Origin of the sequence: Pseudoalteromonas sp. ND6B, assembly GCF_000764215.1 — a bacterium.
Classification (GTDB): Bacteria; Pseudomonadota; Gammaproteobacteria; order Enterobacterales; family Alteromonadaceae; genus Pseudoalteromonas; species Pseudoalteromonas tetraodonis.
Genome location: NZ_JQFL01000001.1, coordinates 112,655 through 128,051, shown reverse-complemented (window position 1 = coordinate 128,051; position 15,397 = coordinate 112,655). Strand labels below are relative to the sequence as shown.

Here is a 15,397-nt window from a genome sequence, read left to right as displayed (position 1 = left end):
ATCGCACCTAAGCCATTAATTGTATAAATAAAACTAATTTCAATTATAAGTACAATGAATTTTGGTGTTAGTCCAGTTATGTTTGGGCACAAAAAAGGGCTGAAAATTCAGCCCTTTTCTAATTTAGATTCTAAATTACAGATTATCTAAAAAGCGTTCTGCATCAAGTGCAGCCATACAGCCAGTACCCGCAGAAGTGATTGCTTGACGATAAATATGATCAGACACATCACCGGCAGCAAATACGCCTGGCACACTAGTTTGTGTTGCATTACCGTTAAGACCAGACTCAACTACTAAGTAGCCGTCTTTCATTTCTAGCTGACCTTCAAACATATCGGTGTTTGGCTTATGGCCAATGGCAATAAACACACCCGCTAAATCAAGTTCTTCAGTAGCATCTGATGCCACATCTTTAATGCGAACGCCGGTAACACCCATTTGGTCACCAAGCACTTCATCAAGTGTACGGTTGTAGTGCATGACAACGTTACCGTTTGCTGCTTTTTCAGCAAGGCGGTCAGCAAGAATTTTTTCACTACGGAAACTATCACGACGGTGAATAACATGAACTTCATCAGCAATGTTAGATAGGTATAACGCTTCTTCAACCGCTGTATTACCACCACCAACAACCGCTACTTTTTGACCTTTATAGAAAAAGCCGTCACAGGTTGCACAAGCTGAAACGCCACGACCTTGGAAATTAGTCTCAGACTCTAAGCCTAAATATTTCGCAGAGGCACCTGTTGCAATGATTAAAGCATCACAGGTGTAAGTACCTTGGTCACCGGTTAGTGTGAAAGGGCGCTTAGATACGTCAACTTTATTGATGTGGTCGAACACAATTTCAGTTTCAAAGCGTTCTGCATGCTCTTTCATACGATCCATTAATGCAGGACCAGTTAAACCGTGTGCATCGCCAGGCCAGTTTTCAACTTCAGTGGTGGTTGTTAGCTGGCCACCTTGTTGAATACCTGTAATTAAAACAGGGTTTAAATTAGCACGTGCAGCGTAAACTGCAGCTGTATAGCCTGCAGGGCCCGAACCTAAAATAAGTAACTTACAATGTTTTGCTTCAGTCATGATCTTTTCCTAAACGTTTAATACGGTTTTAATGCGCCCGATTCTAAGAAAAACAAGCAGGAAGTAAATAAAAGATGAGATTATTTTTTTTCGCAAATTCCGAAGCTGTTCATTAATGTGTACTAGCAAATGACTTACAAGCAGTGCTCGACTAATAAATAGACTGTTAGCCAATAAAATGACGTTAATTCATGACCAGCCTGATTTTTTTTGTTATCTTTTAACTAATTTTGATTTGTCACTGCTTAATTATGTGACCTAAGTGAATAGGCAACTATGTTATTTTGGCAAGAGAAACCCGCATTTGGGTTGACTTCAAAAGACGTTAACGTCTTAACCAATGCGCAAGAATACCGTACGCAATTGTTAGATTTAATTGCCAACGCAAAAAAACGAATTTATATCACCACACTTTACTTACAAGATGATGAAGCGGGTCGTGAAATATTAGCTGCGCTGCACAGTGCTTCGTTAGCTAATCCTGCGCTTGAGATAAAAGTATTGGTGGATTTTCATCGTGCGCAACGCGGTTTAATTGGAGCTGAAAAGTCAGAGGGCAATGCAAGCTTATATTGCGACGATTTAGAAAAATTTAATTCAAACGTTCAAGTGTATGGTGTCCCCGTAAAGGCAAAAGAACTGTTTGGGGTGTTACATTTAAAAGGCTTTGTTATTGACGACACACTGCTCTACAGCGGTGCCAGTTTAAATAATGTGTATTTGCAATATAGCGACCGATACCGGCTCGATCGCTACTTTTTAGTATCGCAAAGCGAATTATGTGACTCAGTAGTCGATTTTATCGAATCAACTTTATTAAGTTCTGAAGCGGTACCAAGAATTGATCAACGACCGCTTAAACGTATGGCTGACTTTAAGCTTGAACAAAAGCAACTTATGCGTGAGCTTAAATCGGCAAGTTATAAAAATGCGCAAGAGTTTAATACCCATGCAATGGGTATTCGTTTATTTTTAGGGTTAGGCCGTCGTAATAACGAGCTCAATCGCTTAATTAAAGCGTTATTTGATACCACCGAGCAAGAGTTGGTGTTATACACGCCGTATTTTAATTTTCCAGCGCCTTTAATGCGCTCTTTACGTCGCTTATTAAAGCAAGGTAAGCAGGTTACTATTGTGGTGGGCGATAAAACCGCAAACGATTTTTATCTGCCACCTAGCGAGCCATTTAGTAAAATTGGTGCACTGCCTTATTTATACGAAACTATTTTGCACAAGTTTGTAAAATCGCAAAAACGCCACATAGATAATGGCAACCTAAACGTATACCTGTGGAAACACGAGAGTAACTCGTTCCATCTAAAAGGGATTTGCTGCGACCGTAAAGTGCATTTACTTAGCGGGCATAACCTAAATCCGCGCGCGTGGGGGCTCGATATCGAAAATGGCATCCTGATAGAAGATCCTGAACAATCTATCATGCGCGATATTGATAATGAACGCCAAGAAATTTTAAAGCATTGTCGTCGTTTAACCGGCCCTGATGATTTAGAAACCATGGACGATTACCCGCAGCCGGTGAAAAAACTGCTTGGTCAAGCTAAGCGCGTAAAAGTCGATTTTATTATTAAACGATTTATATAATACGAGGGTCTGTTGACCACAGACCCTAAAATTTAGATACAAAAAAAGCAGCTAATTAGCTGCTTTTTTAATGCTTATACCTAAATAATGACTTAGGTATAAGCGGTAACTATTATTGTTACGCGTTTTCTACTGCAGTACGTGGGTCAACATATTCCATGTTGAACGCTTCAGCTACTTCTTTGTATGTTACTTGGCCTTTAATTACGTTTAAGCCTTTTAAGAAGTGAGCGTCATCTAATAGTGCTTTTTTGTAACCTTTGTTTGCAAGGTTAATGATGAACGGTAATGTTGCATTATTAAGTGCAAACGTCGATGTACGTGGAACAGCACCAGGCATGTTAGCAACACAGTAGTGAACAACTTCATCAACGATGAAAGTAGGATCAGCGTGCGTAGTTGCTTTAGAGGTTGCAATACAACCACCTTGGTCAATCGCAACATCAACAATAGCAGCACCTGGCTTCATTGCTTTAATGTGTTCAGCAGTCACTAGTTTAGGTGCAGCAGCACCTGGGATAAGCACGCCACCAATTACTAGGTCAGCTTCTAGTACGTGCTTTTCAAGCGCGTCAGCTGTTGAGTAAATAGCTTTAACTTTGTTACCAAACTGTGCGTCTAGTGCACGTAGTACGTCGATGTTACGGTCAAGTACAACAACCTCAGCACCTAAGCCAACCGCCATTTGTGCAGCGCTACGACCAACCATGCCGCCACCAATAACAACAACTTTGGCTGGCTCAACACCTGGTACACCACCTAGTAACATACCACGACCGTGGTTTGCTTTTTCTAGCGCTTGTGCACCTGCTTGAATAGACATACGACCCGCTACTTCACTCATTGGTGCCAATAGTGGTAAACCGCCGCGTGCGTCAGTCACTGTTTCATAAGCAATACAGATTGCTTTACTTTTAACAAGGTCTTCAGTTTGTGGAAGATCCGGTGCAAGGTGAAGGTAAGTGAAAAGAATTTGGTCTTCACGTAACATTGCACGTTCAACAGCTTGTGGCTCTTTTACCTTGATGATCATTTCTGCTTTTGCAAAAACGTCAGCAGCTGTTTCTAAAATTTCAGCACCTGCTTGAACATAATCATCATCTGTAAAACCAATGCCCATACCAGCGTTAGTTTCAACAATCACTTGGTGACCGTGATTTACAAGTTCGCGAACACTCGCAGGAACCATACCTACACGGTACTCATGGTTTTTAATTTCTTTAGGTACACCAATAATCATAATTTTGCCTTGTTAGAACGGGATAAAAATTTTTCACTATTATATTCATGCTAGGGTAGTGTGTCTCACCTTTTTTTAAGGTCTTTGTAGTGTTAGTATCTGTTAAATCGATTTTATTAGAATAAAAAACTAAAAAGCTATGCATAACTTATTAGACCGTATTGATCGCAAGATTTTAGTCGAATTACAACTCGATGGCCGCCTGTCAAATGTTGAACTGGCCCGACGAGTTGGCCTAAGCGCCACGCCCTGTCTAGAGCGAGTGAAAAAGCTCGAACGAGAAGGGTATATTTTAGGCTACAAAGCCGTGGTTGATCCTGCCAAGCTTGGTCAAGGGCTTTCTGTGTATGTGGAAGTAACCATTACCAAAACATCGCCCGATGTATTTGAAGAGTTCAGTGCTGCTGTTAGAAAGCACGAAGAAATTATAGAATGTCATTTGGTTTCGGGTAATTTCGACTTTTTATTAAAAACCCGAGTTAACGATATGTCAGAATACCGAGGCGTGCTCGGTGATATACTATTAAAGCTGCCTAATGTGAGTGAAAGCCGCACTTATGTAGTCATGGAAGAAGTAAAAGGTGAAGAGGGCGTCGTTATTCGTCCTTTTGTTGCTTAATGATAGAGTAACAGCCTTTAATATACTTTTATTGTTGCAGCCAACTTTGCTTTTTTAATAAGTGTACGACTAAATAATAAAAACTTGTTCATAATCAGGCCATCATGGTTAAGATAAAGTGCATCAAAATACATTTCCTGCTAAGGTATTCTATTGCCAAGTGAGTGTAAAAAATAATAATGAGGGATAGGTAATTATGCGCCTAAACGGTGTACAAAGACTATTAGAAACGGGGCTCATCGTCAGCACCTTTGCAGCGGTATTTATTTTATGTGCTTTAATTAGTTTTCATCCAGCCGATCCGGCTTGGTCGCAAACGGGTGAATTTACCAACGTACAAAATATTACGGGTACAGCGGGCGCGTGGGTGGCCGACATACTATTACTTACCTTTGGCTGGCTTGCCTATTTTGTGCCAGCGGCTATTCAGCTGCTAGGTTACTTGGTGTTTAAGCAGCCACACCGCATTTTACAACTCGATTACACCACACTTGGATTACGCATTATTGGTTTTGCGCTGTTTATTACCTCAGCAACCGCTATTAGCAGTATTAATTTTGATGATATTTATAACTTTTCATCCGGTGGGGTAGTGGGTGATGTGATTGCATCCGCCATGATGCCAGCGTTTAATTTTACCGGTACCTCTATTTTACTACTGTGTTTCTTTTTTGCAGGATTAACCTTATTAACAGGCGTTTCGTGGGTACAATTTGTTGATTACTTGGGTGATTTAATTGTTAGGTTATATCGCTTTTTGGTGACCTATGCCCGAGGCTGGATGCAACGCGAACGCATTGCAGGTAAAGTACAAGACGAGCAACCCGATGCCTATTTTGAAAACGATACACACCAACAAGAACCTGAACTTGCTGATAAAAAAGCAGATAAACCAAAAGCACTCGATAAACCAGCAACTAAGGTTAATGCCCCTCAAGACGACGAGTTTATGCCGTTTGACGAGCTTGACCAAATACTCGATCAAGAAATTAGCTTTAGCGCCATAGACGATGAACCGATGGACACCGAGGCAGCACTTAACGCGCTGGATCAAAGCCCAGTGGTTGAACCTGAAAAACCAGCAACAACCGTAGTTTCGCCAGCAAGGCCAATTAACAAGCCAAAATCAGAGTTTCAACCGCCGCCAACTGCCAAAGAGAAGTTTGAGCAATTATTAGAGCAAGAGCCACCTCCGGGGCCATTGCCGTCATTGGATTTACTCGACAGACCTGACAAAGCAAAAAACCCAATTTCGCAAGAAGAGCTCGATAGCGTATCACGCCTTGTAGAAACAAAACTACTCGACTTTAACGTGCAAGCCACTGTGGTTGGGGTTTACCCCGGGCCTGTTGTTACTCGTTTTGAGCTTGATTTAGCACCGGGTATTAAGGTGTCTAAAATTACAGGGCTGTCAAAAGATTTAGCGCGTTCACTTTCGGCAATTAGTGTGCGCGTGGTTGAAGTTATTCCTGGTAAAACCTATATCGGTATTGAGCTGCCTAATAAATACCGTGAAATTGTACGTTTATCAGAAGTCATAAACGCACCTAAGTTTGAGCAAAACCCATCGCCACTGACCATGGTGCTAGGTAAAGACATTGCAGGGCAACCTGTGTGTGCCGACTTAGGTAAAATGCCACATTTATTAGTTGCCGGTACAACCGGTTCAGGTAAGTCAGTGGGCGTTAATGTAATGATATTAAGCTTACTGTATAAATCGGGCCCTGAAGATGTTCGCATGATCATGATTGACCCGAAAATGCTTGAGCTTTCTGTTTACGAAGGCATTCCGCATTTATTGTGTGAAGTTGTGACCGACATGAAAGAAGCCGCTAACGCACTGCGTTGGTGTGTAGGTGAAATGGAACGCCGTTATAAGCTGATGTCGGCTTTAGGTGTGCGTAACTTAAAAGGGTACAACCAAAAAGTAATGGAAGCCAAAGAAGCGGGCTACCCAATTATGGATCCATTATTTAAAGACACCGACGGCATGAAAGACGGCCCAGATGAGCTGGATAAATTACCCAGCATAGTGGTGGTTATTGACGAATTTGCCGACATGATGATGATTGTAGGTAAAAAAGTTGAAGAGTTAATTGCCCGTATAGCGCAAAAAGCGCGTGCTGCGGGTATCCATTTAATTTTGGCAACGCAGCGTCCGTCGGTTGATGTAATAACCGGTTTAATTAAAGCGAATATACCTACACGTATGGCGTTTCAGGTATCAAGTAAAATAGACTCGCGCACCATACTGGATCAACAAGGCGCAGAAAACTTATTAGGCATGGGTGACATGCTTTATTTACCGCCAGGTACCAGTGTACCTGAGCGTGTGCATGGCGCGTTTGTAGACGACCATGAAGTACATGCTGTGGTAAACGATTGGAAAGCCCGTGCTAAACCAAATTACATAGACGAGATTTTAAATGGCGATGCCACGGAAGATATTCTATTACCAGGGGAAGCCAGTGAAAATGGCGATGAAGAGTCAGATCCGTTATACGACGAAGCGGTCGCCTTTGTAATAGAAACCGGTAAAGTATCGGTATCATCAGTGCAACGTAAATTACGTGTAGGCTATAACCGTGCTGCACGTTTAGTAGAACAAATGGAAACATCAGGTATCGTGAGTGCACCAGGACACAACGGCGCGCGCGATGTATTAGTACCTAATGGAGCAAATTAATGAAAAAATTAAGTAGTTTATTATTGGTATTGGGCAGTTTAGTGGCGATGCCAAGCTTTGCTGACGACAGCCAAGCATTACAAGATAAGTTATCGACCTTAAAAAGCTTTAAAGCACAATTTAAACAAAACGTAACCGACGGTGAAGGCCAACTGGTAATGCAAGGTCAAGGCAATATTGCGTTGCAACAGCCATTAATGATCCGCTGGCAGCAAACTAACCCAGACGACACTTTATTTGTATCAAACGGCGATAAAACCTATTACTTTGATAGCTTTGCTGAGCAAGTAACCATTATGAAAACCAGCGGTTTAATTGACTCAACGCCGTTTATATTGCTCACCTCTAAAGACCCAGCGCAATGGGAAAAATACAGCGTGATCGCTACCGATTTAGGCTTTAGCATTACCCCAAATAAAGGCGTAGAAAGCCAAGTAGAGCAGCTTGATATTACTTTTGCTGATAACGAGCAAGGGCTTGCAAAACTGGTAGTTAAAGATAACTCAGGCCAGCTGTCTGCGTTTACATTTAGCAATGCACAGGTTAATACTGAGCTTGATAAAACAACTTTTGAATTTACCCCGCCAGTGGGTGTAGAAATAGACGATCAGAGTAACGGTGAGTAATTTAGGATTTAACTTTGGGCCCGATGTGCGCCCACTCGCTGCGCGTATGCGTCCTTTATCGCTTAACGATTACATAGGGCAGCAACATTTACTCAGCGCTGATAAACCTCTTCATCAAGTGATAGTAGCAGGGCGCTGCCATAGTTTAATTTTATGGGGGCCGCCGGGGGTAGGTAAAACTACGCTGGCGCAAATTATTGCCAACCATGCAGACGCTGAACTAATTCAAATGTCGGCAGTAACCGCTGGCGTAAAAGATATTCGCGATAGCGTAACCCAAGCGCGCGATAACTTACAAAGCCGTGGTCAGCGCACTTTGATGTTTGTTGACGAGGTACACCGCTTTAATAAATCTCAGCAAGACGCGTTTTTACCGCATATTGAAGATGGCACTTTTATATTTGTAGGCGCCACCACCGAAAACCCCTCGTTTGCGCTTAATAATGCGATTTTATCTCGCGCAAGGGTGTATGTATTAAAATCCTTGCAGGAAAGCGATTTATACACAGTAATAGAGCGCGCACTCAAACAAGACGAACAACTTAGCCAAAAGCAAATCGTGATTGCAGATAACGCCAAACAAGCGCTGTGCCAAGCAAGCGGTGGCGATGCTCGTAAAGTGCTTAATTTACTCGAGCAAGCAGTCGATTTAACCACTGAGCAAAACGGCAAGTACAACGTAGACGAACAGGTACTGAGCCAAGTTCTTCCCACGCATTTAGCTAAATACGATAAAGGCGGCGATGAATTTTACGATTTAATTTCGGCGTTTCATAAATCGGTGCGAGGCAGTTCGCCCGATGGTGCGCTTTATTGGTACTGCCGTATTTTAGCCGGTGGCGGCGACCCGCTTTATGTTGCAAGGCGCTTATTAGCAATTGCTACAGAAGACATCGGCAACGCCGATCCGCGCGCAATGGAAGTGGCTTTAAACGCATGGGATATTTTTCAGCGTGTTGGCCCAAGCGAAGGTGAGCGCGCCATTGCACAGGCCACTTTATACTTGGCTAGTGCACCTAAAAGTAATGCGGTTTATATGGCGTTTAATCAAGCCAAACAAGACGCTAAAAACGAGCCAAGCTACCCGGTACCAGAGCATTTACGTAATGCCCCCACCAATTTAATGAAAGACTTAGGTTATGGCGCAGAGTATCGTTACGCGCATAACGAAGAAGGCGCATTTGCTGCTGGCGAAAAATACCTACCGCCAGAAATGGATGGAAAACAATACTACCAGCCAAGTGATCGTGGACTTGAGCAAAAAATTAAACAAAAGCTCGATTATTTAAAAGAGCGCGACGCACAAAGCCCAATAAAACGTTATGAGCATGATTAAACTTTACATGATGATAGCCCTTGGCGGAGCGTCAGGAGCCTGTTTACGGTTTTTTATTAGCGAAACCATGCTAAAACTCCTCGGTAGGGGATTCCCTTTTGGCACGTTGACGGTTAATATTCTGGGTTCATTGTTGATGGGCATTTTATACGGTTTAATAGATAAACAAGTTATTGCCGTCAGTCCTGCTAAAACCCTCATCGGAATTGGCTTTTTAGGTGCGTTAACCACCTTTTCAACATTCTCAATGGATTCGTTGTTGTTATTACAACAAGGTCACTTTATTAAAATGGCCCTCAATATCATCTTAAACGTGATGGTGTGTATTTTTATGGCTTGGCTGGGCCTTCAGCTAGTAATGCAAAAAGGTTAAAAAACTAACATGTTAGATTCTAAATATTTACGTCAAGATGTCGAACAAACTGCAGCACGTTTAGCCGCACGTGGTTATGAGCTAGATGTAGCGGTAGTGACTGAACTTGAAGAAAAACGCAAAACATTACAAGTAAAAACGCAAGAACTTCAAAGTCAACGTAACGCCAGTGCTAAAGCCATTGGCCAAGCAAAAGCAAAAGGCGAAGACGCACAACCATTGCTAGACGCAGTTGCTAACTTAGGCAGCGAATTAGACGCAGCTAAAGCTGAGCAAGACGAAGTGTTAGAAGCAATTAAACAAATTGCCTTAGCAATTCCAAATTTACCGGATGAGTCGGTACCAGAAGGCGCTGACGAAGACGACAACGTAGAAATTTTAACTTGGGGTACACCTAAAAAGTACGATTTTGAAGTTAAAGACCACGTTGACGTAGGGCAAGACCTAAACGGCCTAGACTTTGAAATGGGCGTTAAAATTAGTGGCGCACGTTTTACCGTAATGCGCGGCCAAGTAGCACGTATGCACCGTGCACTTACCCAATACATGCTAGACACCCACACAGATAAAAACGGCTACACAGAAATGTATGTACCGTACTTAGTTAATAGCGCAAGCCTTTACGGTACGAGCCAATTACCTAAGTTTGCGGGCGATTTATTCCACACATTAGGCTTAGTAAACGATGATGGCGAGCAACAACCGGGCTTTAGCTTAATTCCTACAGCAGAAGTACCGCTTACTAACAGCGCACGTGATGAAATTTACGAAGAAAGCGATTTACCTATTCGCTTAACAGCGCACACACCATGTTTTAGAAGTGAAGCAGGCAGCTACGGTCGCGATACACGCGGTTTAATCCGTCAGCACCAGTTTGATAAAGTTGAACTAGTACAACTTGTAAAACCAGAAGATTCAATGCAAGCACTCGAAGAGCTAACAGGCCATGCTGAGCAAATACTACAAGCACTAGAATTACCATACCGTAAAGTGATTTTATGTATGGGCGACATGGGCTTTGGTGCAGCAAAAACATACGATTTAGAAGTATGGTTACCAGCGCAAGACACGTATCGCGAAATTTCATCGTGTTCAAACATGGTCGATTTCCAAGCACGCCGTATGCAAGCACGTTTTCGTCGTGAAGGCGCTAAAAAACCAGAATTACTACATACACTAAATGGTTCAGGTTTAGCGGTTGGCCGCACACTTGTAGCAATACTAGAAAACTACCAACAAGCCGACGGCTCAGTAGTCGTACCAGAAGTACTTCGCCCATACATGGGTGGACTTGAAGTGATTGGGAAAGCTTAAAGTACTAGCTGTCAGCTGTCAGTTTTTAGCCATAAGCTTTAGAAAGAAAGCCGCTGTTTGTAATGAACAGCGGCTTTTTTGTTGTGGGTTCAGGAAAAAGGTGAAAGGGAAAAGGTTCAAGGAGAAAGGCTCAAGGCGAAAATAAAAGTCTAAGTTATGCTATTTGTCAGTAAAAATAATACACCTGCCTCTATTGTTTATTTGCACAACACTTTTTGTCTAATATTACTGAACTCCACCATTTTGGTGTTTTTCTACATTCCGTAAATTTAGGTGAGAGCTAACTAATTGTTTACAAAAGTTTATTCGCTGGTTACATTAGATTAATTGTAATATTTAGACATTTTTCGGTTTATAAAACGACAAATGTCGTAGACAAAGTTGTTATAAATTCAAGGAGCCTGATAGCAATGGAGCAGTTATTGGAAATATTCATCACATCAACATTGTTGATTGGAGCGCTAACTTTTTTATCAAAAAAACTTATTGAGAGTTATTTCAAAACTCGTGAAAAAGAGTCAGAGCTGATGATAAAAAACCAATTTGATAAGGATGTTATTGAGTTTAAGAACTCAATTGAGAAAGAGTCTTTAAGGTATAACATTAAGGTGGCAGGAATTTTTGAACGTCAAGCAAATGTTATTTCTGAGTTATATTCTCAATTATATGATCTTGAGTTTAGTATGGATGTGGCGATAAATCAGGGCACACCTTGGGATGAAAAGTATCAAAAGTTTAAAAGTTGCTACTTTGAACTTAGAGAATATTGGGGTAAAAATAGAATTTTAATCCCACAAAATGTTGATGGCGAGATCGAAAAGTTACTAAAAGACGCTTTCTGGAGTGTGGAAAATTATGGCTCTGGTGAACGTCAATTTTTAGGTCGTGACTTTGAAGCTGGCACCGAGAAAAAGGAAGAAGCTTTAAAACTTAAAGAGTCGATACCTGTCATAATGGAGCAATTGCGAAGCTCATTTAGGTGTATGATCGGAGTTGACGACTAAATAATTTAAAACAAGGCCGTAAGACCGTGGACACAAAACAGCAGGCTTGTGCTCCTTCGTCGCCAATTTTAGCTAGCTATTTTGCGCCGTTTACGGCAAGCGTTAGCAATCCGTATTACCCGCAATTAGGAGTCTACATTGGGTTATCATTCAGATTTAATGATTGATATGTATTCATCACCACAATTATCAGGCTCAGATAAAACCATATGTGCCAATTGTGTTGTAGATGATGCATTAATTGACCTTGTTAAAAGTAACTTATCTTCAAAGTCGTGTTCATATTGTGATGGAGATTATGATGACGAAGATGAAGAAAGTAATAGTGATGAGCTGATTGCAGCACCTTACGATATTGTAATGGAACGTATATATGAAACTATTTTCCAATATTACGGTGATGCACAAGATGTAGGTATGCCATGGGTTGAAAAAGAATGGCTTATGCCTGAGAACAATATATGGGAAATCATTGGTGAATTTGATCCTGGTTGGTTAGGGAACTTTTGCGAAGACTTGATTGATAGCTCAGATCCAAGTTTATATTTGGTGGAACATGTAGATAATGATTGGTCAACTGAGAGTCCTGCATCAGCATTATTTTATGGGTGGTCAGCTTTTAAAGAACAAGTACTACATAAAACTAGATATTTATTTTTAAGCGAACCAGAAGATAAATATTCATCGGGCAGACCTGATTATATACCTGTTTCTAATATGATAGATGCCTTAGGCGCACTATGTAATTCTGAAAGTTTAGTTAAAACTATTCCTGCAGGTACGGAATTTTATCGAGTCAGAGTTAATTCAAAAGATGCTAAATTTACAACATTTTCAGAGGTTGGAGTGCCTCCTAAAGGCTTTGCTAGTGCGGGGAGAATGAACCCAGCAGGAATATCATATTTTTATGTAGCGTATGATCAGTTAACCGCAGAAAAAGAAGTAGTAGATAAAGCCACAAAGTGGACGATTGCAAAATTTGAAACGCTTACTGAAATAACTGTTATTGATTTTGTAAATTTGCCTGCAATACCAAGTGTCTTTTCCGAGGGAGCATATGAAACAAGGCAAAATTTATCGTTCTTACATTCTCTTGTTAAAGAATTAACTTTACCTGTTTCAAAAGATGGCATGGAGCATGTTGAATACGTGCCAACTCAAATAATATCCGAGTATTTTAGACATCGTTTTAAAACGCCAGAGCAGACAAGCGTATTAGGCTTAAGGTATCCAAGCGTAAAAAATGAGTCAGGAATTAATATTGCAATTTTTAATTCGGATAATGACTCTTTAGCGCATTTTTTTAAATTGGTGTCCACTGATATTAATTGCTAAAGACATCAGTAAACCAAAGGGGTCAAATCTTGACTTCTGACTTCAGAACTTAAATTTCTCAAAGCGGCTTGATTTAAGCCGTTATTTTTCTCTAAAAGCGCAGCGTTTCCTATCCTCTTTGTGAATAAATCTCTTCATTAAAAAGCACTCAGATAACAACTTAACAGTTAGTTATGTTCTAACTATTTGTTAAATAGTAAATTATCTTTGGATTTTGTTTCTTTATAACTTATTCTATGTACCTCATTGGCGGGTTAATAAGTTGGCGTCATATGCCAAAGGATATTTATGAGTACTAAAAGTAGACGATTACGCAAGAAATTGTATTTAGATGAATTTGCTATTCTAGGTTTTGAATTTACTTGTAATTTAAATGCTACTGAAGCGGAATTTGATTTATTACTAGATGGGCTTTTAGAATTCATCGATAAAAGAAAACTTTGTATTGCTGGTGGAGGTGACTGTAAGTCATTCAGTGGTTTTATTTGTTCTGTTAATCGTTATGGTTCGGCGACTAACCAAGATAGAGCAGACGTTGAGCTTTGGTTAAAGTCTAAAGAAAACATTTCAAATATTGTTGTTAGTCAACTAGTTGATGCAAACTACGCAGTGTAATGATTTATTTAAAGATTATTTGGTTGAAGACCAAAATGAGCAAATATTAACTTCATATATCAGAGCTTAAATTTACAAAAGCGGCTAAAAGGCCGTTATTTTGCATATTAAGCACAGCATGATAAATCGGGTTGCCCCAAGTCAATTCATCATTTTTGTCGGATGGCGTGGCTTCGCCACTTATCCGACCTACCTTAAAAGGTAGGTTGGTTAAGCCGAAGGCGCCACCCAACAGAGTTCTAATTTAGTTACTAATTTATGTGTTTATAACCCTCTAAAAGCAGCGAAATTGTCATGAATGTCATTAGTAACACTACAATAATCACTGACTCTTGAGCTTAATTGTAAAAGAGCGAAGTAAGGTTGAAGTTTTAACGTCATGGTTCTGTCGGGCTTGGTCTATAAATTGTACTTATATTATTCAACAGCTTTTAAGCGTTTTGTAATGGCTTGAAGTTTATCTTCTAGTGTAAAAGACAGGATTAAGGTTTCTTCTACAATGTCTTTCGTTTCATCAACTAACCCTACTAGCTCCGACTCTTGCTCTTCATCTAAGCCTAGGGTGATCATTTTTGATTGTATAGCTTGAGATAAGTCATTAACGAGTATTTTTATTTGTTTATCTTGCTCTGAGCATAGCTTTTTTATGGTACTAAAATCATCAGCAAGTTGGCTTTTGAGGGTGTTTAAAGCTTGTTGACGTATCGTCGCTTTTTCTAATTGTTGTTCAATAAATTCTATCCGGCTTTCTATAATGGTAAGCAAAATAGCAAAGTTATCTCGAAGGCGACCGAGTAAGCCTTCATCCTTTGTATTTATTCCTTTTACAAGCATTGAACAAGCAGGCGCGTTAAATAATAAATTAGAGCTAAATGGAACTATTCGCTTGGCTCTTCTGCCTAGTTCTAGAATTTCTTTTTCCAAGTCAGAAATAGTTTGTTTTGGGAATTGGTGATATTGGTTTGCTACCCTAAACTCTACGCAACAGCTGGCGCCTGCATTAGTAAAATAGCGCTGTACGTTAGCAAATAATGTGTCTAAATCCGTTACCTCAAGATTGTCAGTAAAAAATGTGACTAATTCTCCAAGTTCGCTTGCTTGTTGCATTGATGTAAAAGCGGTAGATGAAGCGACTTCGAACATTTCTTTTAGATTATTTCGCTCTGTAATGCGCAGTTCTACACGCTTTAATTTTTCGTTAAGTTCCTTAAAATCTACTGGCTTGGCAATATAATCATCACCGCCATAGCCATAAGCTGTGAGTTTGTCTTCACTCGATGTTAAGGCTGAAATAAATATAATTTCACAGTCGTCATACGCACCACATTCTTTTATTTCTTTAACCAAGTCGTAACCCGTGAAATCATTACTAAGTAAAATATCCATTAGGACTACTTGAGGCTGATGTTCCTCCATTAAAGCTAATATAGGCTCGCTGCCATCAGATGAGGTAATGTCATGTTGCTTAGATAGGACCATTTCCATGATATTTCTATTTTGGGGGTTATCATCAACGGACAATATTTTCACATGCTCTCCTAAATTTAACTACTCTCATCCT

13 protein-coding genes are annotated in these 15,397 nt (G+C 40.4%); 10 read left to right on the top strand and 3 right to left on the bottom strand.

Features of this window, described 5'->3' with window-relative positions; all coding sequences use genetic code 11:
* Window positions 1-135: 135 nt before the first annotated feature.
* On the bottom strand, window positions 136-1,086 hold the full coding sequence (trxB, locus tag ND6B_RS18355; protein WP_008110078.1) for a thioredoxin-disulfide reductase: 951 nt from the start codon (window positions 1,084-1,086) through the stop codon (window positions 136-138).
* Window positions 1,087-1,362: 276 nt separating this feature from the next.
* Between trxB and pssA the strand changes: the two genes are divergently transcribed.
* Window positions 1,363-2,688: a CDP-diacylglycerol--serine O-phosphatidyltransferase gene (pssA, locus tag ND6B_RS18360; protein ID WP_016899881.1), complete on the top strand. Its 1,326-nt coding sequence runs from the start codon at window positions 1,363-1,365 to the stop codon at window positions 2,686-2,688.
* A gap of 118 nt (window positions 2,689-2,806) precedes the next feature.
* Here pssA and ald read toward each other — a convergent pair whose 3' ends face one another.
* Window positions 2,807-3,928 (bottom strand): alanine dehydrogenase, encoded by a 1,122-nt coding sequence (gene ald / locus ND6B_RS18365; RefSeq protein ID WP_013464758.1) that lies wholly within the window; start codon window positions 3,926-3,928, stop codon window positions 2,807-2,809.
* Window positions 3,929-4,067: 139 nt separating this feature from the next.
* On the opposite strand from ald, the gene lrp reads away from it, so the two are divergent.
* The 9 genes from lrp to ND6B_RS18405 all read left to right on the top strand — a co-directional run bounded on the left by lrp (window position 4,068) and on the right by ND6B_RS18405 (window position 13,836).
* Complete coding sequence (gene lrp, locus ND6B_RS18370) at window positions 4,068-4,547, top strand: leucine-responsive transcriptional regulator Lrp (protein ID WP_008110073.1); 480 nt, start codon at window positions 4,068-4,070, stop codon at window positions 4,545-4,547.
* A gap of 196 nt (window positions 4,548-4,743) precedes the next feature.
* Window positions 4,744-7,233 (top strand): DNA translocase FtsK, encoded by a 2,490-nt coding sequence (locus ND6B_RS18375; RefSeq protein ID WP_016899882.1) that lies wholly within the window; start codon window positions 4,744-4,746, stop codon window positions 7,231-7,233.
* A complete protein-coding gene (gene lolA, locus ND6B_RS18380) occupies window positions 7,233-7,859 on the top strand; it encodes an outer membrane lipoprotein chaperone LolA (RefSeq protein ID WP_016899883.1) in 627 nt (208 codons plus the stop codon). The genes ND6B_RS18375 and lolA overlap by 1 nt, the downstream gene beginning before the upstream one ends.
* A complete protein-coding gene (locus ND6B_RS18385; protein ID WP_016899884.1) occupies window positions 7,852-9,195 on the top strand; it encodes a replication-associated recombination protein A in 1,344 nt (447 codons plus the stop codon). Before lolA ends, ND6B_RS18385 begins: the two co-directional genes overlap by 8 nt.
* Complete coding sequence (gene crcB, locus ND6B_RS18390; RefSeq protein WP_010389726.1) at window positions 9,188-9,568, top strand: fluoride efflux transporter CrcB; 381 nt, start codon at window positions 9,188-9,190, stop codon at window positions 9,566-9,568. The genes ND6B_RS18385 and crcB overlap by 8 nt, the downstream gene beginning before the upstream one ends.
* Window positions 9,569-9,577: 9 nt before the next feature.
* The gene (gene serS, locus ND6B_RS18395; protein ID WP_016899885.1) at window positions 9,578-10,882 is read left to right on the top strand and encodes a serine--tRNA ligase; all 1,305 of its coding nucleotides are present in this window, start codon (window positions 9,578-9,580) and stop codon (window positions 10,880-10,882) included.
* Window positions 10,883-11,292: 410 nt separating this feature from the next.
* Window positions 11,293-11,886, top strand: coding sequence for a hypothetical protein (locus ND6B_RS0118920; protein ID WP_016899886.1), 594 nt, complete (start codon window positions 11,293-11,295; stop codon window positions 11,884-11,886).
* A 138-nt stretch (window positions 11,887-12,024) separates the two neighbouring features.
* Window positions 12,025-13,221, top strand: a complete 1,197-nt coding sequence (locus ND6B_RS18400; protein ID WP_016899887.1) for a HEPN-associated N-terminal domain-containing protein — start codon at window positions 12,025-12,027, stop codon at window positions 13,219-13,221.
* Window positions 13,222-13,509: 288 nt separating this feature from the next.
* Window positions 13,510-13,836 carry a YggL family protein gene (locus tag ND6B_RS18405; RefSeq protein ID WP_016899888.1) on the top strand — a complete coding sequence of 109 codons (327 nt, stop codon included), beginning with the start codon at window positions 13,510-13,512 and terminating at the stop codon, window positions 13,834-13,836.
* Window positions 13,837-14,253: 417 nt separating this feature from the next.
* On the opposite strand, the gene ND6B_RS18410 is transcribed toward ND6B_RS18405, so the two are convergent.
* On the bottom strand, window positions 14,254-15,366 hold the full coding sequence (locus ND6B_RS18410) for a response regulator transcription factor (protein WP_235420422.1): 1,113 nt from the start codon (window positions 15,364-15,366) through the stop codon (window positions 14,254-14,256).
* Window positions 15,367-15,397 lie beyond the last annotated feature (31 nt).